Source organism: Pantoea sp. OVA07A, assembly GCF_019969975.1.
In the GTDB taxonomy this organism is placed as follows: Bacteria; Pseudomonadota; Gammaproteobacteria; order Enterobacterales; family Enterobacteriaceae; genus Pantoea; species Pantoea agglomerans.
This window is the reverse complement of the sequence record NZ_JAHXYM010000007.1, coordinates 147,464-172,094: the sequence shown is the minus strand read 5'-3', so window position 1 is coordinate 172,094 and position 24,631 is coordinate 147,464. Positions and strand designations below refer to the sequence as shown.

The window sequence follows — 24,631 nt, the reverse complement described above, 5'->3', positions numbered from 1 at the left end:
GCCTGAAAAAAGACCATCTTTTAATCAAAAGACAGCAGGACGCTGTTCTCTCCGGCCGCGAACAAAACAATTAAAATATTCCCCGCATCAGGATCTATTTATGCACACAGAAATTATTAATATCTGGCCACACGGTGATGCGCCAGGCGCCAGCGATTCGCGCGCACAGCCGCAGATTGTCGACATGGCAAAAGAGTATGAGCCTTACGATCGGGCCGCTACCGGCGTGCGTTGCCCGGAGATGGCGATCTGGCATCCGGTCGAATCAAACGGGATTACCCTGCTGGTCGCACCGGGCGGTGGCTATCAGCGCGTGATGATCGATCGTGAAGGCAGCGCCCTGGCGACATTCTTTACCTCAATGGGTTACACCCTGGCGGTGATGACTTATCGCCTGCCCTATGATGGACATCACGAAGGCCCCGACGCGCCGCTGGCCGATGCTCAGCGCGCGGTACGCGTCCTGCGTGAACGGGCGCAGCGCGGCCTGAATGGTAAATATATCGTCATGATGGGCTTTTCGGCGGGTGGCCACGTGGCTGCCAGTCTGGGTACGCGTTTCGCAGAGAAACTCTATCCGGTGCAGGATGGCGCAGAAAACTTCTCGCCGCGTCCGGATGCGATGGTCCTGGTCTATCCGGTAATCAGCATGCGGGACGGCATCGCCCATGAAGGAGCCAGAACCCGCCTGCTGGGTGCCTGGCCCGATCAGAAAACCATTGACGCTTATTCAATGGAAACCCGGGTTCATCCGCTGGTGCCGCCAACGCTTTTGATCCACGCAGCCGACGATGATGATGTATCAGTGAATCACAGCATGGCGTTTTTTGGCGCACTGCGTGAGCATAAGGTCCCGGCAGAGGTGCATTTCTATCAGAAAGGCGGGCACGGATTTGGGATCCGCGGCGTGGCAGATTTGCCCCTCGCCAGCTGGCCGATGTTAGTGACCGAGTGGCTCAGGGCAAAAACCTGACTTTATGCGGCTGGCGGAACGTCTTTGACGTTGCTATCCGGCGGACTGGCTTCATTGCTGGTCGCCGGTGCCGCTGGCGGTGCCATCACTTTGTCCCAGTTGTTTTGCAGGCTCTTCACGTTGGTTTCCGCTTCGCCTTCCGGCTGAATCAGTACCATCATCAGTTCCTGCGTCAGCTGCTGACGCAGCTCCTGGTTTAACTGTTCGCGGGTCAGGCCGGCCAGGAAAGTCTGACGCAGCTTCTGATACTGCTCAGGTGCGATATCGACTACGGCGTTCTGCTGGGAGCGCAGGCGCTGGCTCATCAGCACATCCGTATCGGTGCGGGCATAGGTGGTAAACAGCTTGTTCAGCTCCAGCAGCTTCTGCGCCATCAGCGCATCGAACTCTTCCTGCGGCAAGCCTTTGTCACGCACGTTTGCCAGCTCACGCGCCACCAGATTCATATTCTGCGCCAGATTTTCGTTGCGTCCATCCAGGTTGATGGAGCACTGCGCACGCTGATAAAGCACACGGCAATCAAATCCCACCTGTATGCCCTGTGCCTTGCTGTCACTGAGCGCACGCTGGACATGCCAGAACAGCGCTTCACGTGCCAGATCGCCCTGCCAGTAACGCTGCAGATTCTGGGAGTCACGAATCGGTTGCCACGGCGTATCCCACACCAGCGAGAGACGATCCTGCGTCATGTTGCTGCTGACCAGATTTACCGGCTCGTGCGGCAGCGGCGACAGGGTGGGCAGTGGCGCAGGCGTTTCTCGTTTACCGGTTAACGCCGAGAAGGTTTTATTGATCTGCTCAGAGAGGTTGCGGCTGTCAACATTCCCTACCACGTAGAGCGTCATCGCATCCGGGGTGTACCACTGATGATAAAAATCATTGAGCTGGGTTAAATCAACCGGCGCGCGTGGTTGCGCTGCGGGGTCATGCGCCAGCAGCGCGGAGCCTTTCAGGCGGTAGCGCCACCAGACATCCTGGGTATCTTTCGGCCAGGTCGCCACCGGATCCGATGCCGCCAGCGCGGTATTGACCACCTGTTCGGTGATGGCCATATTGCCTGCCGTGGCCGCCAGCCAGTTCAGCGCTTCTTTCAGCAACTCGGGGCGGTTATTCGGCAGGCTCAGATTATATTGGGTGGAATCATAGGAGGTGATCACAGGTGGCAGCGGATGCTGAGGATCCATCGCCTGTTGCCATAGCGCGCGCTGCTGATGGTTATCAAGCGCGGTGTTGTGCACCATCGCCAGACGCGGCAGCAGATGGCTGAAGCCGGCCTGTTGCGCACTCTCTACCAGCGAGCCGGTATTCACCACCAGCCGCAGTTCAATACGGTCACTGGGGCGTTGCGGTGTGGCCAGTAACTGCCAGTTAAATCCATTATCCAGCTTGCCTTCCTGCCAGGCCGGATCCGGTTGCAGCGTTTCTGCCTGGAGACCAAAGCTGCTTGCCAGCACTAATCCACCAACCAAAAGCCGAATTCTGGTGCCCTGCATGTGAACCCCTACTCAAATAATTCAAATATCGTTATCACTGGCGCATATTGCCGCTGTTATTAACGAATCGGCTGGCGCCGAATCGCGCTGTTATCCAACAACAAAGTGTTTGACCACAGGAAGCTCAGGATGTCGCGTAACGAAGTGAAAAACGTCAAAAAAAACAAGTGGGGTTTATTATGCAAATGCCCGCTGTCAGGGCAAGCGACAGCGGGCATTTGTGGGGATTTAAGTGAAATTCAATGATTAAATTGAAGATTCAGACGCTTTATTCTCCTTATTCCGGCCTGCCAGCGTGTCGGTCAGCTGTTTATGATCCAGCTGATCGACCCACTTCGCCACCACCACGGTCGCCACACCGTTACCGATCAGATTGGTCAGCGCACGGGCTTCGGACATAAAGCGGTCGATACCGAGAATGAGCGCCAGACCCGCCACCGGCAGATGTCCCACCGCAGAGAGCGTCGCCGCCAGCACGATAAATCCGCTCCCGGTTACCCCCGCCGCGCCTTTGGAGGAGAGCAACAGCACCACCAGCAGCGTAATCTGATGGAAAATATCCATGTGCGCATTGGTCGCCTGAGCGATAAATACTGCCGCCATGGTCAGGTAAATCGAGGTGCCGTCCAGGTTAAAGGAGTAACCGGTGGGGATCACCAGCCCTACCACCGATTTCTTGCAGCCCAGCTTCTCCATCTTATCCAGCATGCGCGGCAGCGCAGACTCGGAAGAGGAAGTACCCAGCACAATCAGCAGCTCTTCTTTGATATAGGCGATGAACTTAAAGATGCTGAATCCGGCGAACAGGCGTGCAATCAGCCCCAGCACGATCACCACAAACAGAATACAGGTGATGTAGAAGCAGATAATCAGCTGGCCGAGCTGCACCAGTGAGCCCACGCCATACTTGCCGATAGTGAACGCCATCGCGCCAAATGCCCCTATCGGTGCCAGACGCATGATCATGTTGATGATGCCGAAAATCACTTTTGAGAAGCTTTCAATCACGTTGAAAATCAGCGTGCCAGTGTTACCCAGACGATGCAGGGCAAAACCAAACAGAATGGCAAACAGCAGCACCTGCAGAATATTGCCGCTGGCAAAGGCGCCAATCACGCTGTTGGGGATAACATCCAGCAGGAAAGCGACGATGCCCTGCTGTTCTGCCTGTTGCGCATAAATCGCCACGGCTTTGGCATCCAGCGTGGCAGGATCAACGTTCATCCCGGCACCTGGCTGCACCACGTTAACCACGATCAGGCCGATAATCAGCGCGATGGTGCTGACAATTTCAAAATAGAGCAGTGCAACCGCGCCGGTCCGTCCTACCGCTTTCATGCTTTCCATGCCAGCGATGCCGGTCACCACGGTACAGAAAATTACCGGGGCGATAATCATCTTGATTAACTTAACAAAGCCATCTCCCAGCGGCTTCATCTGGGTCCCTAACTCCGGGTAAAAATGGCCTAACAAAACGCCGATGCCAATCGCCATCAGCACCTGGAAATAAAGGCTTTTAAAAAGTGAGGTTTTCATAAACAGGTGTCCACTAACGCCGTGAGGTGATGTTGTCGGATTCGTTATTGTGACTGGCGGGCAACAGAGGTGGCGCCTGACAGTAACCCGAAAATAACACTCTGTTTACGTGATTAATACAGGGTGACAAACGCCCAGGAAACCCGGGGATCGTAATTCTGAACTGAAACGCTTCAGCAGGGGGTTTTGTAACTAAAATTCTCGCAAAATCAATGAATCAGGCAATTATTGCGGTAGTGAGGAGTTTTCGATCCATGCCTGATTGAATCGGGTCAGAGGCAGCGCTTCAGCATACAGATAGCCCTGTCCGATAGAGATGCCGCGCGCCAGCAGCCAGTCACGTTGTTCCGCTGTCTCCACGCCTTCGGCAATCACCTCCAGATGGATAATCTCGGCGATGGCCGCCACGATGCAGACCATGGTGTCGTCATGCGGCAGCGCCGCCACGAAGCTGCGATCCATCTTTAGCTTGTTAACCGGCAACGCTTTCAGCTGATGGAGGTAGTTAAGGTTGGAGTAGCCCATGCCGAAATCGTCCAGAGCCACGGCTACGCCGGTCTGCTGCAACATCCGCAGCATCGATATCGCCTGTTCAGCATCATCAAGCTGAGCCGTTTCTGTCACTTCCAGCACGAAGGTGCCAGGTGCGATGCGGTGGCGCGTCAGCAGGGATTGCAGATGAGAGACCACGCCCGTGTCACGCAGTTGCACAGCGGAAATATTCACACTCAGCGGCAGCATAATGCCCTGTCGCTGCCAGCCTGCCAGAATGCGGCACGCCTCTTCAAACACCCAGCGGCCAATCGCGCTAATCACGCCAATCTCTTCGGCACTGGCAATAAACTCTTCGGTCAGACCGTAGCTGCCGTCGGGCTGGCGCATACGCAGCAGCGCTTCCGCGCCGACTAACGTGCCAGTGCGCATATCGACCTGCGGTTGCAGATAGAGGGCGAACTGCTCATTGTGTAACCCCTGCAGAATGTCATGCTCCTGGGTCAGACGTTTTTGCGCGCGCTCGGTTAACGCGGCGTCAAAGAACAGGATCTGATTTTTGCCCTGATGACGGGCCGACATCATCGCTGAGGTCGCGCGGCCAAGCAGATCACTGGCGCTCAGCGGCTGATCATCGCGCAGCGCCAGACCAATGCTGACGTTAGGACGCAGTTGCAGCTGATAAAGGTTGACCGGCTGATTAAGGCGAAGCATCAGGTTACGGGCCAGACGCAGGGCGCGGAACGGATTGCTGGCACGCTTCATTAACAGGACAAAGTCGCTGGTCCCGGTCTGCGCCAGCAGAGTATGGTCATCCAGCGTATTACGGATCTTCTCCACCAGCGTCAGCATCAGCGTATCGCGCTGCTCATCGCTCAATACGCCGTTGGCTTCCTGCAGGGTTTCAATGCGGATCACCATCAGCCCCAGAGGCTGTTCCGGGCTGCTCATGAACTGCTCGACCAGCGCCAGAAACAGGGTACGGTTGGGCAGATCGGTCACGGGAAAATGGGTGGTCAACCGACTCATCTCATCATGTATCGACTCCAGCACCTGCTGATTGCGGTTGTAGCTGCGGATCAGCATGCCGATTTCATCATCGCGGTGGCTCTGCGGCAGTGACAGCTTATGCGTCAGAATCGACTGCGGCGGCAGCTCCTGCAGCTCCCGCGAGAGATTGCGCAGTGGATGCACCACCAGCCGGTTGATACACCAGCTGATCGCCACTGACAGGATCAGTGCCAGCAGCAGATAGGTAATAATCATGGTCGAGAGCGTGCTGAGAATAAACTGGTAGACGCGCGTCGAGTTAGCCTGCAGCACCAGATAGGCCAGCGGTTTCGGCATCCCGGTATTTTCCACTGAGTAGAGCGGCAGGGTAATCTGCACCGGCAGCTCAAACAGTCGCGCCACCAGACGCGGCACCGGTTTCTCCGTTTCGAAGTCGGCATGCAGAGCCTGAAACGCATTCGGCAGCACCACATCGGCGCGCGATAAAATACCGGCAGGTTTCAGTGAATGGAGAATGCGTTCGGCCTGAGAAATATCGGCGCGCAGTACCGCTTCCGACAGCGGCTGGCGGACGGTGTGTGCGATATTCTCCATCTGCTGGGCGTAGTCAATCCTGCGCTGCTGCACAAAATGAAACAGTTGGATGACGATAAAGATGCTGATGGTGATAACCGCAACCAGCGAAACTGTCGCCATCTGCTTTATCGTAAGTGACCGGCTTACGCGCAAAAATATTCTCCTGACGATGAAAAAAGCCCAGATAGCAGACAGTACAATGCCCGCCAGTATATCCCATAAACTGACTTTTTTACCGTCTGAAAAGTCCGGCTTTTTCCCGGCCGGGATTATTTGAAATCTGCGTAAGGGGTCAGCGGCTGTGGCGGCATATCCAGATCCCCTTCCCAGCCTGCGGCAGAGTAACGCACGTAGATAAGCCCGTGACTTGGGGTATAGTCTTTCGCCTGTTGAATATCGACGCCCACCCCGATAAACCAGTCGGGCGTGATACGACGTTCAACCACGCCCTGCAGCGTATACCCCGTGCCGCTGCCGGTGCTGCTGGCGGAAACGGGATTGCTGGCCAGGGTAAAGCCGGGATTGACCGGATAGCGCTGCTGCGCATCGGTTTTGGAATGTGACCAGGAAACCGAGCCGCCCAGGTCGAACGACCAGTTTTCTGTCCGCTGTCGCCAGGTGACCGGCACGGAAAAGGAGAGATACTGCTGCGGACTGTAGTAGCCGCCCTGACCGAAGGTGTAATCGCTGAGATCCTTCTGATAGTGCCAGAGCATACTGTTCAGCCCGACGGTGGCCCGGCGATTATCGCTATTAATGAGCTTGTAGTAGTAGCCGGCCATTAAGCGCTCGCGACTGTTATCCGCAACGTTTTTACCGGTGATCTGATGCGCGCTGATGTCGCCCCAGACACCGTGTGCGCCGCCCTGATCGTAACTCAGCCCGATGCTGCCACCCGTTGCCACTACGCCGCCCCAGCTTTTTCCACCGTTGGCTGATGGATCGCGCGCGCCCGCGTAGGAAAGCAGCGAACTGGCGATCGGCCGTCGCGAGGCGGTCAGCGTCACGCCAACATCCCTGACGTCAGTTTTCCAGCTCAGGCCGCCGGTCCAGTTGGTCACCTCAAAGCCCAGCGGCGTGGTACCCAGATCCGCTGACCAGCGGTCATTATGCCAGCCGACGCCCAGCGCAGTGCCCTCGGCGCGCTGACTGGCATCGCGGCTGCATCCGCCGGAACTGGCGTCGTCACAGCTACCAAACTGCTCGTCGAAGCTGCCGTTGCGGGTGGTAAAACTTCCTGCTGAGACGTCCACCCGGTCGAGCCGGAAAAAGCCGCGTCCGTCGGCAAACGGACTTTCCGCCTGCAGCATGGTGGTATGGGCAGTAAAGTCGGAGACCCCAGCCGTACCCTTATTACGTGAATAGTCCTGCTGCACCGTCAGCGTGGTCTCACGCTGACGATAGAGATCTGCGGTGTCGCTGCGAATACTGCGCTTCAGCCAGTCATCCTGTTCCTGAGAGCGTGTCGCGCGGCTGATACTTTCGCCGCTGCCGATACCGCTGGCCGTCATCGCCTGACGATAATCCGCCAGCGCGATCTCTGGCTGCTGCTGTGCGCGCTCCAGCCGTGCCGCATCACGAAACACCAGTGCCTTATCCTGCGAAGGCGGCAGTGACGCAGCGCGCTGCTTCAGGCTGGCAAAGCGCACGGCAGCCTGCGTGGTTTCGCCCACCGCCTGCCATGCCAGCGCGGCGCGGCGATCGGCATTAAGAGTGTTGGGCTGGGCTGGCTGCTGCTCAAGTGCCTGTCGTGCTTCGCTGTTGCGCTGGAGCGCGACCAGCGCTTCGATTCGTCCCAGCGCCGCATCGCCGCTATCCGGCTCGCGCGATAGCACCTGCTGATAGGTCTCCAGTGCCTGCTGCGCGTCCCCGCGAGCCAGCGCCCAGTCGGCCAGCGTCAGGTCGCGTCGGCTGGAAACCGGCTGCTGGTAAAGCAGCGTCACCGCTGCCCGCTCCTGCCCTGCCGCACGAAGCGCTTCGGCGCTGGCAAAAATTTTATCCTGCCCGAGCCGGTCAGCCAGCTCATGCATATTGCTGTTCCACTGCGTTTCAGGCAGGCGATGCAGCGTTGCCAGTGCGGCGTCATCATTATCCCGGCTGGAAAGGTAGAGCGCGGCGGCGTAGAGCGCGGTCGCATCGCCGGGATGCTGCTGTTGCAGCGTCGCGATCTGCGCATCCGCCTGTTGGATGGCCCCACCGTCGCGTAGCGCGCTCGCCAGCCGATAACTGAGCCAGACGTCATCCGGCTGCAGCGTCAGCGCCGCCCGATACTTCTCTGCCGCCTGCGGCCATTTATTCTGCCGGGCGAGCGCATCGGCCTCGGCGCGCAGACTGTCACTGCGCAGCGCGCGCAACGTTCCCGCCATCTCGCGCTGCTGCCCGGCGGGTAGCGTATTAATAAATTCCAACTCGCGGGCGGCCGAAACCGTTTGGTAAAGTCCCGCCAGTCGTCGCACAGCGGTGATATTCGTGCCATCCAGACGTCGCGCCTTTTGCCAGTACTGTTCAGCTGCCGCCCTATCTTTACGCGCCATCGCCACATCGCCCAGGCCAATCAGGGCATAGCTGTCGGTGCTATCAATTTTCTGTGCGGCGCGATAAGCGCGTTCGGCCCCCTCAACGTCATGTTGCGCCAGCGCCTTATCGCCCTGTTCGACCGCCAGCCAGTAATGGTTAGTCTGCAGCAGTGACTGCCATTTGCCGATCAGCGTGCTCTGCTTGCCCGCCTCAACGGCGCGTTCCAGCCAGAGCACCGCCGCGTCACGATGGCCGGCGCGTGCCTGAGTCTGCCCCATTGCACCCATCAATTCGGCGTCGTTGGGGTTATCCTTCAGTGCCCGGCTAAGCGCTGCCATCGCATTATTCACATCGCCCGCCTCGACCAGCGCCAGGCCACGCATCCGCTCGCGATAGGCGGGATCGGCGAGCTGCGCCTGCTGCTTCGCCAGCACTTCCGCGCCCTGCTGGTGCGCGTCGCCGTCGGTAAAAACAGCCAGATAATCCTTTAACTGCGCCACGCTGCTGTCGCTGACCGGCTGATCGTTGATCTGCTGCAGCCAGAGATCGGCGGCAGCGGCGCGTCCGCCATTGCTGTTTGCCAGCTTTTTCAACTGCGCTATCGCCTGCTCCGGCTGCTGTTGATCAAATGCCATGCGTGCAATTTGCAACTCAACCCCGATATTGCCTGGGTAGCGCTGCTCCAGCGCCTGCAGCTGCTGGTAAGCGACGCTCTCCTGACCGGGAGTGCGTGCCAGCAGCCGCCAGTATTCCAGCGCCGTGTTCGCATCCGGAAAAACCCCTCCGAACAATGCATCGTAAGCACTTTTCGCCTCCGACAGGCGCCCTGAGGTGGCGAGCAGGCGCGCCTGCTGCAGCTGCTGACGCCCATCCGACGACATCAGCGTCAGGCCGACGGCGGATTCACGCGTCGCGGCGGAGTCGGGCGCAACCTTTTTCAGCTGCTCCAGCAGCATCTGCGCTTTAGGGATATCGCCCTGACGCAGCGCCAGCCGCAGGCGAGCCGCCAGCACCTGCGGATTATCGGGATCGATCTTCTCAAGCCGGTAGAGCGATTGCTGCACCAGATCGTATTTGTTGGTCGACTCGCCGGTGCGTACCTGTGACAGCAACCATTCGACCGGCGACACCTCCGATCCGTCGACCGGTGCAGCCAGCCCCGGCAGCGCACTCAGTGCGCCGAGCAGCATGCCTGCCCGCAGCACCTGTGCGTTATTCATCTTCATCCAGTAAACGACGACGGGTAATAATTCGCATCAGACGCCAGGTCATCAGCGCAAACAGCACCACTACAAAGAGTGCGCAGAGTGCCAGCCAGAAGGGATGGACGGAGAGTAGCGACCAGAGACGCTCCCACCACGGCAGATGACCAACGTAGTAGCTCTCTCCCACGCGCAGACTGTTAACCCCTGACTCGCGGATCACCACGGTGGAGCCAGACATCGTGCCACGCTTGCCACTGTCACCCATCGCCTCGTTGAGCAACTGCCAGCTGCGCGGCGTGCCATCGGCGAGCAACGCGACAACGCTGCGCTGATCGTAAAAAGGTGACTGGAAGCCAATCACCGTTGCCAGCGGGCCGCGGGAGCTGATAGTCGTCGTGCTTTCTGCCGCCTGCTCGCGCTGACTTTGCGGGTTCACTTCCGGAGTGATTTGTCGCACAGGCTCTTTCAGCCAGCTGGCGGTGGCGTCGACCAGCGCCGGGATCCGCTGGTCATCCTGAAGATCTTTGGGGATGACACCGATCATCAGCAGATCCACATCCTGCTTCTTCGCCGTGGCCCAGTCATCGGTCAACTGAACGCGCAGCGCCGGATAGCCGGTTTGCGCACCCATATTGCCCAACGTATTCAGCAGCGTGCTGACCTGCTCTGCATCGGGTTTTGGCGGCATCAGTACCAGGGTTTGCGCCAGATCGGCGTAGCGGCTGAACGGAAAGCCCGCATTCGCCCAGGCGCGCAACGACGGCATTTCGATGTAGTGGCGATAGCCGGAAAAATCGATGCTGGAATTGTCGTCCACCACCACATGATGCGTTATCGGCGTTGCGGTTTCACAGCGTCCATCCGCGTTGCCGCTGATGGTGATGTTGGCGTAATCAAAATCAAAGCGCAGCTGATTCACCACCCCGAGGCGCAGCGCCGGAATCAGCAGCTCATGGCTCTTGTCCAGCATTCCCTGAATCAGCGGAATATGCAGCAGCTGCTGACCCGTCGTATTTTTCGGCGGCAGCGGATAATCCTGAATGAACTGATTATTCAGGTTGACCGCCAGCCGTGAGCCATCCGACTGGAAAGGCGCGGTATAGCGATAGCTCAGATCCATGTCGATACCGCGCGCGCGAACCAGGAAGAGATCGGGCGGCAGATTGAGGGTCAGGCTGACGGGATTAGGCTGCACCCCATCAGACTGCAACTGATTCTCATATTGCGTCAGTTCGGCGAAAGTGGTGCGGCGATCGGTCCGCACCCAGTTAGGGGCGTCATAAGCCTGGCGCGGGGAGAGCAGCTTCACGCTGTCGATGGTTGAGGTATCGCCGCGCAGCAGCAGCTCACCCTGGGCGATACCCTGAACCGCCGTCAGCAGGTCCTCATCGTTGCGTCCCAGAATCAGCAGCATTTTTTCATACGGATTATCGGGCTGGCTGACAATCTCTACTGTGGGTTTTGTCACCGGCGGCAGATCTTTCAGGAAATCCGGGCGCGCATCGTTGGTGGCAAACACCACCGCATGCTGCTGTTGCGGCAGCTGGTTATACAGCACCGGGAAACGCTGCCCGCGCCAGCCCGTTTTGCTGCCAAACCAGGAAGCAAGAATGGCGGCAGCCCGCTGCTGCGTGACATCCGGCTGGGCGCTGAACACCATCGGCAGGGTCAGCGGTCGCGTATCCCGCGAATCAAAAAAGGGTTCCGGGAAGTGGGAGAGGTCATTTTTCAGCGGCAGTTTTTGCAGCGTCAGATCGATGCCGCTCTGTTTGCCGATATCCAGCCAGATTGCGCTATTGGCAGGATTTTCACAGACGTTGGCGTAGTGGCCCACCAGCTCGAAACGCACGCGGTTAAAGTCGGCAATGTAGCGCGGATCGATCGACAGCTGCGTCTGGATCTCTTTACCCAGCTGTTCCGGCGTCAGGGTAATCAGACCGACCAGCTCATCATTGAGATAAATCTTCAGCTGCGACAGCGTTGGCAGCAGTGCGGGCGAAGGCCGAAAGCTGAGGTTCAGCAACGCGCGCGTCACCACCTCATCGCTGCGCACACCGAACTCAATCTGTCCGGTGGTGCGGGTGCCACGCAGCGTCATGCTGCCAGGCGGCGGTGCCAGTTGGGCAAAGCTCAGCTGGCTGTTCCGCAGCGGCGCGCCGCTATCCTGCGGTAAAGATTGCACAGGCGTTACACCAGCGATGTTTGCGGGCGCGTCCTCCTGCGCGGCGGCACAGCTTAACGTTGCACTGCCCAGCAGCAGAGCGGCAAACCACCTGTTTACTCTCGGTATCGTCATATCATCAACTCAATGCGTTTTTTGAAGCTGGCACACGTCCGATGCCTTGCGGCAACAGCGAAGCCAGCCAGCTCACCCCAACGGTAAGCAGGTTAAACAGCCGACGTAACTGCGGCGGGCCATATTCCGCCAGGCGCAGGTAACCTTTGAAACCGAGGATCATGATATCGGCGAGGCTCTGGACCGGTTTATCTTCCGGAAAACCGTCCTGCCACAGCGCCCAGGTATCGGCGCGGGCGAAGGTACACTGGATAAATTCAATATGCTGCTGAGTGGTCAGTTGATGGAGACGCACGCCAGCCCGGTGGCCAAAGACCCGCTGCACCTGGCACGGGAAGCTGAACTCCTGCTGTCCACGACGCAGCAGCAGCCACACTTTTTCATTCTCCCGCAGCGCATCCGGCTCGCGCATCTCCAGCCCGACGCCGCCGTCAGAGTAGTCACGCAGCGTACAGGGCAGCATATGACCATCTTCGCGTGCAATGGCGGCCGGCATGGCGATCTCCACCCGGTGCGCCTCACGGATCTGCCGTGCTTCAACCGAAACCGCTACCGCACCGCCAAGAATAATCATGTTGTAGAGCACCCAAATCAGGCTCACCCATACCGTCAGCACCTCATTGGCCGGACCGTGCTGCATGCGCCAGAACGCCATCAAAACCCCTGCGAGGTTGAGCAGCACCAGCAGCATATAGGGCTTGGTTATCACCCAGTCCAGATGCTCCTCCTCCACCAGCCCGCCTTTTGCGGTGACGTTAAACTTCCCTTTATGAGGATTGAACAGCGCCACGGTGGTAGGCCGGGCGATATACCAGGCCAGCACCGTCTCGTAGACCTCGCTCCAGAAAGAGTGTCGCCAGCGTCCCTGAATACGCGAGTTGGTGAGGCTGGTATGCAGCATATGGGGCAAAACATAAATGGCGATCGCCAGCGCAGGTGCGTAGATGATGTAGGCATGACAGAGCAGAAACGCCAGCGGCGCCAGCAGGAAGACCAGCCGCGGAATGCCAGAGAGAAAGTGCAGCATGGCGTTGGCATAACAGAGCCGCTGTACCCACTTCAGCCCCTTACCAAATAGCGGGTTATCAAGGCGGAAGATCTGCACCATACCGCGTGCCCAGCGGATGCGCTGTCCGATATGCGCTGACAGACTTTCGGTCGCCAGTCCGGCCGCCTGAGGAATGCGGATGTAGGCCGAAGTGTAGCCGCGCCGGTGCAGCCGCAGCGAGGTATGGGCATCTTCAGTAACGGTTTCCACCGCAATACCGCCAATTTCATCCAGTGCGCTGCGGCGCAGCACGGCGCAGGAGCCGCAGAAAAAGGTGGCATCCCAGGTATCATTACCGTCCTGCACCAGCCCATAAAAGAGCGAACCCTCATTGGGCGTACGACGAAACCGCCCGAGATTGCGCTCAAACGGATCAGGCGAGAAGAAGTGATGCGGCGTCTGCATCATCGCCAGCCGGGGATCTTTAATAAACCAGCCCATGGTCATCTGCAAAAAGGCGCGCGTCGGCACATGGTCACAGTCGAAAATCACCACAAATTCGCTGCGGCAGTACTTTTTCAGCGCGTGATTGATATTGCCGGCCTTGGCGTGCTCATGGGTGGGACGGACGACATAGTTGATACCCACGCTGGCGGCAAAGTCGCGGAATTCCGGCCGGTCGCCGTCGTCGAGCAGATAGATATTCAGGCGGTCTTTCGGCCAGTCGATGCCCATGGCAGCGTAGATGGTGGGTCTGACCACGCTGAGCGGTTCGTTGTAGGTTGGCACCAGCAGATCGATGCCTGGCCACTGATCCCGATCGACAGGCATCGATACTGGCTGACGATTAAGCGGCCAGAGCGTCTGAAAATAGCCCAGCACCAGCACCACCCAGGCGTAGGTCTCTGCCGCAATAAGCAGCAGACCAAACACCAGACTCAGCGGATCGTCCCAGTTCAGCGTCGAGGTATAGCGCCACCAGAGGTAGCGGCACGATACGGTCAGCGACAGCACAATCAGCATCATGGTCGGGAAACGCCCCGGGATGCGTCGTACCAGCATCGCCAGACTCCAGAGCAGTACCACAAAGATAAACTGCGTCATCAGGCCAAACGGCTGGCTGATACAGAGCAGCGCCAGCAACGTGGCAAACAGGGCAGTGACGGCGAAGAGGCTGCGTCGCACCAGCGGCGACAGCCGCTTCAGCCAGTGTTCGATGCGCACATCGATTCCCTGGGTCTGTGAGTGGGCAACGGCCTTGTCCAGCCAGCGGTAGCCATGGTGGCGCCAGCCAGACAGCGCACCGAGGCCACGGAAACCGCCACGAGCGCGATCGCTCTGCGGCAGGATCACCAAAAGCCACAGCGTCTGGATCAGATAACGCAGGATATCCAGCGGTCGCGGCCGCTCCGGCGAAATGTGCGGATAGAGCCGGCGGCGCTGCTGAATAATCCGCTGCCAGCCTGGTGTTTCGAAGCGAAGCAGCATCAGGCCCAGCACCGACCAGAACAGATGGAGCGCACTGGCGAAGCGGGACGCGCCATTGCCTCGCGCTGTGGTGTAGCCCCTGTGCAGCGATTGCCAGGCGGGCGCCGTTAACAGCCAGCACAACGGATTCAAGAGCTCACTCCATTCAGATTGAGCAGCAGCCAGCTTGCCAGCGTGATGATCTCTTCACTGACCAACGCATGTGGCCGGTATTCACCGACCGGCTGCTTCATCATCAGCGCTTCTGCCAGCGCCTCATCCCGGTGGATCAGCAGCGGTATCAGCGGATTCAGCGAGGCCATCCAGAGCTGATGCAGATCCTGCTGCAGACGACTGTTGGCATTAAACTGATTGATAATAAACCGGGTGCGCGCCGGAAACTGGCGCTGGCTAAGCCGTAAATGGCAATTCGCGTCTGGCTGAGTGACACACAACAGGCTGTCCAGCGTCGGATAGAGCGTTTCATGCCAGGGCAGGGTATCGGCAGGCAGATCGAAAATAATCCACTGATAGCGCGCCCGCAGGTCCGGTAATGCCTGGAGCAGCGGCGCGGCGATCGCCTCATTCTGTCTGGCAATAGTCAAAGCATGCTGATGGGACAGCACCCCGTGAGGCAGCAAATCAGGACCATCGGGATAGCGAAGCCCGCTGTGCTGCCAGTCACCGCCCTCACACAGTGCTTTCATCCAGCCATTATCCTGCTGAGCGGGCAGATTAAAATGCACGCCGAGCTGGCTGACCGGGGAGCCATCGATCAACAATACTCGTTCGCCGAGTGCCGCCAGCGCCCAGCCTAATCCGGCACAAAGAGAAGTCGTGCCGACGCCGCCCCGTACGCCCTGAAGCGCGATCTGTGGCATCAGCGATCGGTCTCAGACTGGCTGGCAAGGGTTTCCGCTAATAGCGGCCAGCGCGACACGATCGCTTTCAGGCGCTCTTCACGCGCAATGTCGACATAGCGGAAAGAGTGCAAAGAAAACGCATCGCGCAACGCGCTAATATCATCCTGACGATCGCCATCAGCGGCAACAGGGTTATAGAGATTGTGGTTTTTCATTACTGTTCGCCAAAAATAAAACAACGTCACACTCAGGATGACCGACTGCGCGTAAAGGAAAGTTGAAAAATATTTCCAGAAACGCGGCAATTGCAGAACAATGTGAGCCGGCCTGTGATTAGCAATGTTTAAATTTCTCAGGTTACATCCCGGCCTGTCTATAATAAGCTAGCCTGGACTGGAAAAATAACGAATTCAATATGAAAAATTCTTTTTCGCTGGGGCTGTTGCATGTTCAGCCTGAATTAACGGCATTGCAAACGCCTGGCTGTTATTGGGTGACCTGTGCGCGGCAGGATGACGCCCGCACTTTTATTCGACAGGTAATTTCACATCAGCAGGCCGTAACGCTGATCAGCGCTGACCAGCCGCCGCGTGATTTGCTGACGCCCGACCCACCTGGCGGACCCGATCGTATTCCGCTGTTTTCTCTTTCCAAAAGCAAAGGCAGTTTGTTGCAGCTGGAAAGTGATTTTCTGCGCACGCTCGGCAGTAAAAATGGGTTAGTGATATTTAATAGCAACGCAGCGCAATGGGATAAGCTTGATGACGCAGAATTATCCCGCTGGATAAAGGGCATGCGTCAGACGCTGCATAAAAGAAAGCTCACCCTTTTAATCGTGACCTCCGGCACCACAATAATAAATCTGAGTAATCATCTTCAGCGTTATTTTCGTCAGCTGGATGGCGTTGCGCATTTGAGCTTTCAGCAGGATAGCTGGCAGTATCAAATTAACTGGTGGTATGCCGCGGAACGCCTGCTTGCCGATCGGGCAATACGTCTGGGCTGTGAAAATGAACGCTTTTTTACCTTAAATGAAAAGCAGGAACCACTGAGCCTCAACGACGAGCAGCATTATCTTGCGGACAACATCGTGCTCGAGGGCGCGCCGCCGCTTTCACGCCAGTGGCAACTGTTCGAGGATAATGAGCAGGTCTGGTTGCGGGCGCAGCAGGCCAATGCCGCAACGGTGATTTTCAGCCTGACCCGCAGCGAATATATCAACGAACTGGCGAAGATGGTGCACAGCCTGCGTCGTACACGCGGCAACGGCCTGAAAATTGTGGTGCGCGAGATGGGTGCAAGCCTGCGTTATAGCGACGAACGTCTGCTGCTGGCCTGCGGTGTAAACGCCATCGTCCCGAGCAACGCCACAATGTCGCGCTTTCTGACCACGCTGGAGGGCCTTCAGGGACAGGTGTTTAACCGTCGCGTTCCCGCCAGTCTTGAGGCGTTAACCGCTTCGTTGCAGCCTCTGCATGAGAAAGGCTACCTGCGTCTCGATGCCTTCTGTCAGTCAGTCGGCCAGTTGATCAGCAATACCCTGCTGCCGGAAAATGATAAGGGCCTGCTGGTCGCGTTGCGGCCTGTGCCACAGCTTAAGCCTCAGCAAATCCTGACGCTCTGTAAACCGCGCCGCTTTGGCGACCTGGTCACGGTACTGGAAGATCGTGTCATCCTTTTCCTCTCTTCCTGCCGCTATAACGACCTTGATAAAGCATTGAAATATATCTTTTCTCTGCCTCACGACGAGCTGTTTGCTAACCGGATGGTCTGGTTTGAAGATAATCAGATCCTCGCGGAAGTCAGCAATATTAAGAAACTGACGCCGATGGCAATTCAGGATCTGGCTCCGGTATCAGAGACGGCCCGCGCCGCCGTTGAGAGCCGGCCTGAAACACATGAACGCTCTGCACCGCAGCCCATCACTTTACTGCCGGAGAACAAAGCCTGATGAATCTGATGGACTGGGTACAAATTGCGCTACTTATTCTGGTTATCCTGCTGTTTTTAAAGCCATTATATCAAAAATGGCTACCCCGTCGCTGGAACGGCATCATGAATCGTTTGTTGCCAGCGCGCGCGCTTAAATCGGAAGGTCACTGGCAGCGTCAATCCTCTGAAACGGATAGAAAAAATTAATGAATACTGATCAACCCGCGGCGGCCTCCTCTTCCCGCTTCTGGTCCTCCTGGCGCGGACTGGGCGGCTGGAATTTCTACTTTTTACTGAAGTTCGGCCTGCTGTGGTATGGCTATCTCAATTTTCACGCCCTGAGCAATCTGGTGTTTCTCGCCTGGCTGCTTTTTCCGTTACCCTCGGCGCGCCTGCATCGCATCCGCCAGTTGATCTCGATTCCGGTTGGCATCGCGCTGTTCTGGCACGACACCTGGCTGCCAGGGCTCAGCAGCATACTCAGCCAGGGCGATCAGCTGGCGGGCTTCTCTGCGGCCTATCTGCTCGACCTGGCCGATCGCTTTATTAACTGGCAAATGGTGGGAGCCGCCTTTGTGCTGCTGGTTCTCTATCTGTTTGTTTCACAATGGATTCGCATCACGGTGCTGGTTTCGCTGATGCTGATCTGGCTTAACGTGCTGACGATTGCTGGCCCGGCGATGTCGCTTCTGCCGACCCGGACGGCCACGCCACAGGTCGTATTGAATCAGACACCCAGCGGCGGCCAGCCAGCCGCCACGCCGGATGGACTGGAGCAGTCTGCGCCGCCGACCAGCGCGAATCTCACCGCCTGGCTGAACCGCTTTCATGAAAGTGAACGCCAGCGCGTGACGCATTTTCCCGACAATCTGCCTGCCGATTCGCAGCCTTTCGACATCCTGGTGATCAATATCTGTTCGCTCGCCTGGTCTGATATGGATGCTTCTCAGCTGCGTAACCATCCGCTGTGGCAGCATTTCGACATCATGCTGAGCAATTACAACGCCGCAACCAGCTACAGCGGACCGGCGGGTATCCGACTGCTGCGTGCCAGTTGTGGCCAGACCTCGCATAGCGATCTCTATAAACCTGCCGATCCGCGTTGCTATCTGTTCGACAATCTGGCGAAGCTGGGCTTTAAAGAGCAGTTGATGATGGATCACACTGGGGTATTCGGTAACTACCTGAAGGAGGTGCGCGAGGGCGGCGATATTCAGGCACCGCTGATGTCACAGGCGGGTATCGCACCAGAACTGACTTCATTCGACGGCTCGCCGGTATTCAACGATGCGCAACTGATGCAGCGCTGGCTGGACGACCGCAGCAAAAGCAGCGATGCACGCAGCGCCACCTTCTACAATCTGATCCCGCTGCACGACGGCACCCGTGAACTCGGCAGCACCAAAACGGCACCGTGGAAACCGCGCGCGCAACTACTATTCGATCAGCTTGATGCCTTTATGACGCAGCTGGAGAAGTCGGGCCGCCGCGTCATGGTACTGGTAGTGCCCGAGCACGGTGCCGCGCTGCAGGGAGACAAAATGCAGATGTCCGGCCTGCGCGATATTCCCAGCCCGGATATTACTCACGTACCGGTGGGCATTAAGTTTGTCGGGATGAAGGCGCCGCATCAGGCTCAGCCATTGAACATTGATGCGCCGACCAGCCTGCTGGCCTTGTCAGAGATTGTGTCGCGCGTCGTAGATGGGCAGGTATTTAATGCCCCGAATGTGAATATGTCGGTGCTGACTGACAAGCTGCCACAGACGCCGGTGGTGTCGGAAAATGACGGTGCAGTGGTGATAATGTATCAGGGCAAACCCTGGATCAGGCTGAACGGCGGCGACTGGGTCGCCTATCCGCAGTAACGCGTAACCGCCGGGTTGCAGAGCCGTGACCCGGCAGTTAAAGGCGGGTCAGGCGCGGCGCCTGCTCCCTGTTGAGCGCGTGGCTGTCGATGGCAGAATAGCGGCCAGTGCCGCCATTCTGCCAGTTATCAGCGCTTCTCCTGAAACGCCTGCCAGGTCAGCAACTGCAGACTGGCAGAAAAGTAGTTCTGATCCGCAGCCAGCTTATCGCTCAGATAGCCGGTTTCATTCAGCGTCAGGTCACGTACCGCCAGTAGTCCGCCCTCAAGATGGTAAGGTGCAGGGGCATTCGCCAGCACGTCGAACCAGGCGGGTGTCAGCATGCGGCTGTAACCCTGCCAGACGCGCTGAAACGGCACCAGTGCCAGACTGTGCGGGTCATACCACCAGATGTTCAGCGGCACGCGAATCGCATCGTAACTGAAGCGGTTCGAGTAGCCGACGGCCGGGGCAACCGAACCGTCGGCATTCAGTGCGACCCAGTCCATTGGCAGCCCGGTTTTGCCAAAGCTCAGCTTACCCAGCAGATCAAAGCCATCGTTAATCAGCTTATCCCAGACCTGAAGATGGCTATGTTCACCAAACTCGCGCCACGCCTGAAACAGGAAGTAAGAGGGATTGAGCACCACATAACTGACTTTGTTAAAGCCCTGCGCACCCGGCAGCATCACGGTGTGGCCGCCAAAGCTCGTGACATCCAGCCTGATAATGGCGCGCTGAATACGGTCAGATTCCTGCTGGTAGCTCTCCACCTGCCATTTCTGTGCAGCACGCTGTAGCGCCCAGGCCAGCAACACATCGCCATCCGCGGCGTTATTCTTGTCGGCGACCGGGTTGTCACTGCCCGGCACGTAGCGCCAGTAAAAAAGCTCGGTCTGCGGATTACGCAGCTGGCTGCGCGTCCACTGCCACAACCGATCGAAGGTGGCGCGATCGTCGTTGGCCACCGCCAGCAACATGCCATAACCCTGGCCTTCGGTATGACTGACGTTGTTATTGGCGGTGTCAGTGATCCGCCCTTCTGAGGTCACAAAGCGACTTTTAAAAGTCTCCCAGCCGCTGGCACTCGCCTGCGCGCTGCAGGCCAGCAGTAAAACAGAGCAGAGCCAGACCCGCCAGAGTGGATTACGTTTCATTTCCGATCCTATTGATATCGATAGTGCAGCGTGCTGCCATCGTTGAGTTCAAGCGTAACCGGCACAATGCTGCTGCCGCCCTGGCCCTGCAACCAGCCCGAAAAAAGTCCGGCCATCACCGCACCAAACGCCGCCTGCCAGTCAGCTGGAGAGTGGATGTTGTCGCCTGCCGGTAAGGCGTGACAGGCAATCAGCAGCGCCTTCTCTTCCGGCTGAAGCTGCACAAAGCCCCAGTTAAACCGCGCCAGTTGCAGATTGCACTCGCGCTCCAGATCCTGCACGGTACGCGACTCTGGCAAAGGATAGCGGGTCGCCAGCGATTCCCCCATCTTATAGAGAAAGGCTTCCGCCTCCTGATGACCGGCGTTGGCGATCATCCCGTCAATCAGCACGCTGACCAGATCAAACCAGCCCGGCTGATACGGATGCGATACCCCCGAATGCTCACTCATTACTTCTCTCCGAACAGGTAACGGACATAGAGCTGCGCGCTGCTTTCGTTGTAGTCACCAAAGGTGTCATAACCCAGCTGGCCGCCAATCGTCACATCTTTATTGAGTTTGTAGTCCGCCCCGGCGTGCAGGTTGTAGCCGATGCCGTTTTTACTGCCGCCGGAGTAGTAAGCGTCTTTCACGCTGCCGCTGGCGGCAAGGGATTCCAGCTCTGACTGCAGGCTGGCATCCGCCGGGAAGTACGCGCTCTTATCCTGACTGTAGGTCTGATAACCGGCTGCACCGCCAATATTCACTTTCAGATCGTCAAACTTGCGTGAGAACTCTATCGGGAACGAGACCGACGCGTAGTTCTGCGGGCTGAAGTAGCCGCCCTGACCGTAGCTGAAATAGCTGAGGTTTTTCGAGAAGTCCATCCACGACAGGCTCATGCCCACTTTCAGCTCGCGATCGTCAGTGTGGAACGGACGAACGTAGGCACCGGCAGTTGCCTGCAGGTTGTTGTTGCTGGCGACATTCTCGCCAAGATAGCTGTACGCGCCCGCACCAGCATAGAAGCCGGCATCGCCATTGTCGTAGCTTAACAGGGCGTTAGCGCCGTTCTTCGTGACGCGTCCCCAGCGTTTGCCACTGGTTTTATCTTCTGCGCCGACGTAAGAGAGCAGGCTGTCGGTAATCGCGCGGCGCTCACCGGTCAGGATCAGCGTCAGGAAGTCGGTGAGTTTCGGTGACCACTGTACGCCCCCGACCAGAGTACTGAGATCCTGGCCCAGCGGCGTACTGCCGATATCCACTTTATAGCTGTCGCCCTTCAGCGCCAGATTCAGCTCCACGCCCGAAGCGGTTTGCGAATCGGTGGTGGCGTTCGGCAGGTCATTCACCGTTGCACCGCCTGCAGCCACCACCCTGCCCTGACTCAGCGCATTGGTGCCGAAACGGCGCCAGGCATCGGCTGCGCCACTGCCCGCCGTAAGTGAGACCGGCGTGGCGGTAAAGTCGAGGCGCGCCGTTTCAAACGGCACGGTAGAGAAGGTCAGCGGCGCTTTGGCTTCCGTCAGCTTGCTCAGGCCCGACTCGCCATCACGCCCGCGCACCTGCACCATGCCCTGACTCCAGCTGCCGGTTTTTTCCTGCAGCGAATCTATCATGGTGTCGACGTCGTGCAGAATCTGTGACTGTTGAGCAACGGTTTCGCTGCCCGCGGCCGGTTCGCCCTGCGTTGTCACGCCAGCGGCAACGCCCGCCGGTGCCGCCTGCCACGGCAGCACGGTGCCGTAGCTGGATGGTGAACGTCCCACCGGCGAAGTATCACGGTTGATAAACGGATTATCCGCCAGCGCCAGTCCGCCCACGGTCGGCACGCTGCCAGGCTGCGCGCCCTGCAGGCCAATCATCTGACCGCGCGCTGAACGCAGATAAGCCATCGCCTGAGAATGCTCGCCATTGGCTTCCGCGACCCGCGCCAGCAGCAGCAGACGATCCGGTGTCTGAGTCGTACTGTTAAGGCCGCGACTCAGCTCATTAGCGCGCTGCACATTGTTCTGCGCCAGCGCGACGTTGATGGCCCCGACGCGCGCATCCTGCGTCGGCGTATCCTGGGTCATCAGGTAGTCATAGACCACGCCCGCATCCCGGTTCATCTTGCCGTCCTGGTAGAGACGGGCCATCGCGAACATCAGATCGCGGTTCTGCGGATCCTGCTGCAGTGCACCAATCAGCTTGTCATACGCCACCGCGTACTGACGCTGCTGCCGCAGACGATCCACTTCGTTAATCAGATAGCCATTGCGAATACCGGCCAGTTGCGTTGGTGTACTGCGCGCCTGCAGTTCCGGATTGCTGAGGAAGCGCTGCGCCTCACTGCCGAGGCCCGCCTGATTCAGTACCGTCATCTGCGCGGCATAATCGCCCGCATTGCCCTGCACGCCACGCTGCAGGTTAGTCCGCACCACCGAAACGGCGCTGGTGAGATCGCCCGCCTGCGCCAGCTTCTGCGCCAGGTTTCCGGCATCAACCGGGTTGGTGGGTGGATTAACCGTGAGCGCCTTCAGGGTATTGGCGGCGGCAGCCGTCGCGCCCTGCGCCAGATACTGGTCGGCCGTGCTCATCTGCAGATTGAAATTAACCCGCTGCGCCAGTTCACGCATCGCCGCCGTCTTCGCGTTAGCGGGAATACGCGAGAGCAACGTGCTGGCCTGCTGCCAGCCGCCGCTTTCGCTGGCGTTAAGCGCACCGGCATACAGTTCGCTGGTGCTGGCCCCGTTGCGCATCACCGGCTGCATCACGTTGGCCGCCAGCAGCGTGTCGCCCTGCTGACGATAGAGCCGGGCTAAATCGAGCCGCAGCCAGCCATCCGTGGGATAACGCTGAATACCCTGCTGCAGCGTCGCGATGGCAGCGGCATTGTTACCGGCCGCCAGTTGACGCTTCGCCTGCTGACGCAGCGCATCGGCTTCATTGGCCCGTGGCGTGACGCTCTGGCGTACGCTGTCCGGCAATGCACCCAGCAGCGTGTTAGCTTCGGTGCCCCGATTCTGCTGACGCAGAACGTAGAACAGCCCCTCTTTGGCGCTGCGGTTATCCGCATCGCTTTGCAGAATAGTGCGATAGAGTTGCTCCGCCTGCTGTGGCTGATTGGTGCGGCGCAGCACGTCGGCGCGGAACAGTCTGGCGGCCAGCCCTTTTTCGCCGTCAGCCTGCACCAGCGGTTCGCTTAATGTCAGCGCCTGCGCCGTGTCTCCGCTTTTCAGTGCCTGCTGGGCGCTGGCCAGCTGTGCATAAAAACGCGCATCGTCAGCCTGCTGCTGACGCGATGAACCCTGATCGCCGCCGAGCTGAGCAGACCGCTGCAGATAATCCGCCGCTTCCTGATAACGTCCGGCTCGCTGGGCCACATAGCCCATGCCCGCTAACGCATCGGCATCCTGCGGATTCGCACCCAGTACTTTTTCAAAGCTGGACTGCGCACCGCCGACGTCACCGCTGTTCAGCGCGCTGAATCCGGCCCCTTTTTCTGCGCCGCCGACGTTTTTACGGTAGTAGTCGATGACGGCGGAGTCCTGCGGATGACGTTGCTGCCAGGTCTGATAGAGCGCCGCATCTGACGGCTGCGGACCGAGCCACAGCAGCGCCTGACGCAGCGAGCGGTCGGCATCCTGATTACCGCTCGCCAGCGAACTCAGCACCTCAATGCCTTCGCGACGGGTCGGTTCCTGATAGGTCAGCGCTTTACCCAGCGCCAGCCGCGCGCCGGTGTCCTGCGGATGCTGAGCCGCAAACTGGCGCAGTGCCTCAACCGCCTGCGGCAGCAGCGTACGGTCGCCCGCCATAGTGAGATAATATTCTGCCGCGACGCTGGGTGGTGGCGCATTGCCGCTGAAGGTGTTGCGCCAGGTCTGTAACGCCGCCGGAATATTGCCGCTGCGCGCCTGCTGACGCGCCAGCGCAAGCTGCGCCTGCGGAATGGTCTGCATCTGGCGCGCGTTATCCAGCTCGCCAAGATGTGGATCGTTGGGGGAGACCTGGCTCAGCCGGGCGCGATACTGCGCCGCAGCCGCAGTGTCGCCACCCTGCTGTGAATAGAGCGCCAGCAGGTAGAGCGCCTGAGTGTTGTTGGGTTCAACCATCAGCACCTTTTGCAGTGAGGCTGTCGCCAGGTCGTCATGCGCTTTCTGATGCCAGTAAGAGGCCTGATCGAACAGCGCCTGCAACGCCGGATTGGCGCTTTCCGCCGCCAGCAGCGGCTGTGACAGGGCCAGCGCACTGCCCAGCAGCAACGCCTTACGGATACCGGCACTTAACAGATTTTTTTTCATTATTATTATCC

At 58.5% G+C, this 24,631-nt stretch carries 15 protein-coding genes; 4 read left to right on the top strand and 11 right to left on the bottom strand.

Features of this window, described 5'->3' with window-relative positions:
- Positions 1-100: 100 nt before the first annotated feature.
- Entirely contained in the window at positions 101-973 is an 873-nt protein-coding gene (locus LC417_RS19785) for an alpha/beta hydrolase (protein ID WP_010671660.1), read from the top strand.
- A 2-nt stretch (positions 974-975) separates the two neighbouring features.
- On the opposite strand, the gene LC417_RS19780 is transcribed toward LC417_RS19785, so the two are convergent.
- From LC417_RS19780 to bcsR, 8 genes are all read right to left on the bottom strand, one after another.
- Positions 976-2,466, bottom strand: coding sequence for a pitrilysin family protein (locus LC417_RS19780; protein WP_010257399.1), 1,491 nt, complete (start codon positions 2,464-2,466; stop codon positions 976-978).
- A 246-nt stretch (positions 2,467-2,712) separates the two neighbouring features.
- Complete coding sequence (locus LC417_RS19775; RefSeq protein WP_010257403.1) at positions 2,713-4,002, bottom strand: dicarboxylate/amino acid:cation symporter; 1,290 nt, start codon at positions 4,000-4,002, stop codon at positions 2,713-2,715.
- 225 nt (positions 4,003-4,227) lie between these two features.
- Positions 4,228-6,234: a biofilm formation regulator HmsP gene (gene hmsP / locus LC417_RS19770; RefSeq protein WP_223566267.1), complete on the bottom strand. Its 2,007-nt coding sequence runs from the start codon at positions 6,232-6,234 to the stop codon at positions 4,228-4,230.
- Positions 6,235-6,350: 116 nt separating this feature from the next.
- Positions 6,351-9,818 (bottom strand): cellulose synthase complex outer membrane protein BcsC, encoded by a 3,468-nt coding sequence (bcsC, locus tag LC417_RS19765; protein WP_223566266.1) that lies wholly within the window; start codon positions 9,816-9,818, stop codon positions 6,351-6,353.
- On the bottom strand, positions 9,811-12,099 hold the full coding sequence (gene bcsB, locus LC417_RS19760) for a cellulose biosynthesis cyclic di-GMP-binding regulatory protein BcsB (RefSeq protein WP_223566265.1): 2,289 nt from the start codon (positions 12,097-12,099) through the stop codon (positions 9,811-9,813). Before bcsB ends, bcsC begins: the two co-directional genes overlap by 8 nt.
- A gap of 4 nt (positions 12,100-12,103) precedes the next feature.
- On the bottom strand, positions 12,104-14,707 hold the full coding sequence (gene bcsA, locus LC417_RS19755; RefSeq protein ID WP_033780842.1) for a UDP-forming cellulose synthase catalytic subunit: 2,604 nt from the start codon (positions 14,705-14,707) through the stop codon (positions 12,104-12,106).
- The gene (gene bcsQ, locus LC417_RS19750) at positions 14,704-15,435 is read right to left on the bottom strand and encodes a cellulose biosynthesis protein BcsQ (RefSeq protein WP_010257415.1); all 732 of its coding nucleotides are present in this window, start codon (positions 15,433-15,435) and stop codon (positions 14,704-14,706) included. The genes bcsA and bcsQ overlap by 4 nt, the downstream gene beginning before the upstream one ends.
- Entirely contained in the window at positions 15,435-15,632 is a 198-nt protein-coding gene (bcsR, locus tag LC417_RS19745; RefSeq protein ID WP_010257416.1) for a cellulose biosynthesis protein BcsR, read from the bottom strand. Before bcsR ends, bcsQ begins: the two co-directional genes overlap by 1 nt.
- A gap of 200 nt (positions 15,633-15,832) precedes the next feature.
- On the opposite strand from bcsR, the gene bcsE reads away from it, so the two are divergent.
- From bcsE to bcsG, 3 genes are read left to right on the top strand one after another with little or no spacing between them, the layout of a single operon-like run.
- Positions 15,833-17,368: a cellulose biosynthesis protein BcsE gene (gene bcsE / locus LC417_RS19740; protein WP_223566264.1), complete on the top strand. Its 1,536-nt coding sequence runs from the start codon at positions 15,833-15,835 to the stop codon at positions 17,366-17,368.
- A complete protein-coding gene (bcsF, locus tag LC417_RS19735) occupies positions 17,368-17,556 on the top strand; it encodes a cellulose biosynthesis protein BcsF (protein ID WP_010257418.1) in 189 nt (62 codons plus the stop codon). The genes bcsE and bcsF overlap by 1 nt, the downstream gene beginning before the upstream one ends.
- On the top strand, positions 17,556-19,217 hold the full coding sequence (gene bcsG / locus LC417_RS19730; RefSeq protein WP_045140902.1) for a cellulose biosynthesis protein BcsG: 1,662 nt from the start codon (positions 17,556-17,558) through the stop codon (positions 19,215-19,217). Before bcsF ends, bcsG begins: the two co-directional genes overlap by 1 nt.
- A 128-nt stretch (positions 19,218-19,345) precedes the next feature.
- Here the strand turns inward: bcsG and LC417_RS19725 are convergent, their stop codons facing one another.
- The 3 genes from LC417_RS19725 to LC417_RS19715 are packed head-to-tail and all read right to left on the bottom strand — an operon-like array spanning position 19,346 to position 24,620.
- A complete protein-coding gene (locus LC417_RS19725) occupies positions 19,346-20,353 on the bottom strand; it encodes a glycosyl hydrolase family 8 (protein WP_031590334.1) in 1,008 nt (335 codons plus the stop codon).
- Between the two features lie 8 nt (positions 20,354-20,361).
- Positions 20,362-20,805, bottom strand: coding sequence for a cellulose biosynthesis protein BcsD (bcsD, locus tag LC417_RS19720; protein WP_052271852.1), 444 nt, complete (start codon positions 20,803-20,805; stop codon positions 20,362-20,364).
- The gene (locus tag LC417_RS19715) at positions 20,805-24,620 is read right to left on the bottom strand and encodes a cellulose biosynthesis protein BcsC (RefSeq protein WP_223566263.1); all 3,816 of its coding nucleotides are present in this window, start codon (positions 24,618-24,620) and stop codon (positions 20,805-20,807) included. The genes bcsD and LC417_RS19715 overlap by 1 nt, the downstream gene beginning before the upstream one ends.
- Between the last annotated feature and the right edge of the window lie 11 nt (positions 24,621-24,631).

Bases quoted from the DNA above. Each gene is read 5' to 3' on its own strand.
- LC417_RS19725 (WP_031590334.1), bottom strand. From the start codon at position 20,353: ATGAAACGTAATCCACTCTGGCGGGTCTGGCTCTGCTCTGTTTTACTG.
- LC417_RS19785 (WP_010671660.1), top strand. From the start codon at position 101: ATGCACACAGAAATTATTAATATCTGGCCACACGGTGATGCGCCAGGC.
- bcsE (WP_223566264.1), top strand. From the start codon at position 15,833: ATGAAAAATTCTTTTTCGCTGGGGCTGTTGCATGTTCAGCCTGAATTA.
- LC417_RS19715 (WP_223566263.1), bottom strand. From the start codon at position 24,620: ATGAAAAAAAATCTGTTAAGTGCCGGTATCCGTAAGGCGTTGCTGCTG.
- bcsC (WP_223566266.1), bottom strand. From the start codon at position 9,818: ATGAATAACGCACAGGTGCTGCGGGCAGGCATGCTGCTCGGCGCACTG.
- LC417_RS19775 (WP_010257403.1), bottom strand. From the start codon at position 4,002: ATGAAAACCTCACTTTTTAAAAGCCTTTATTTCCAGGTGCTGATGGCG.
- LC417_RS19780 (WP_010257399.1), bottom strand. From the start codon at position 2,466: ATGCAGGGCACCAGAATTCGGCTTTTGGTTGGTGGATTAGTGCTGGCA.
- bcsQ (WP_010257415.1), bottom strand. From the start codon at position 15,435: ATGCCACAGATCGCGCTTCAGGGCGTACGGGGCGGCGTCGGCACGACT.
- bcsG (WP_045140902.1), top strand. From the start codon at position 17,556: ATGAATACTGATCAACCCGCGGCGGCCTCCTCTTCCCGCTTCTGGTCC.
- bcsF (WP_010257418.1), top strand. From the start codon at position 17,368: ATGAATCTGATGGACTGGGTACAAATTGCGCTACTTATTCTGGTTATC.
- bcsR (WP_010257416.1), bottom strand. From the start codon at position 15,632: ATGAAAAACCACAATCTCTATAACCCTGTTGCCGCTGATGGCGATCGT.
- bcsD (WP_052271852.1), bottom strand. From the start codon at position 20,805: ATGAGTGAGCATTCGGGGGTATCGCATCCGTATCAGCCGGGCTGGTTT.
- bcsB (WP_223566265.1), bottom strand. From the start codon at position 12,099: ATGACGATACCGAGAGTAAACAGGTGGTTTGCCGCTCTGCTGCTGGGC.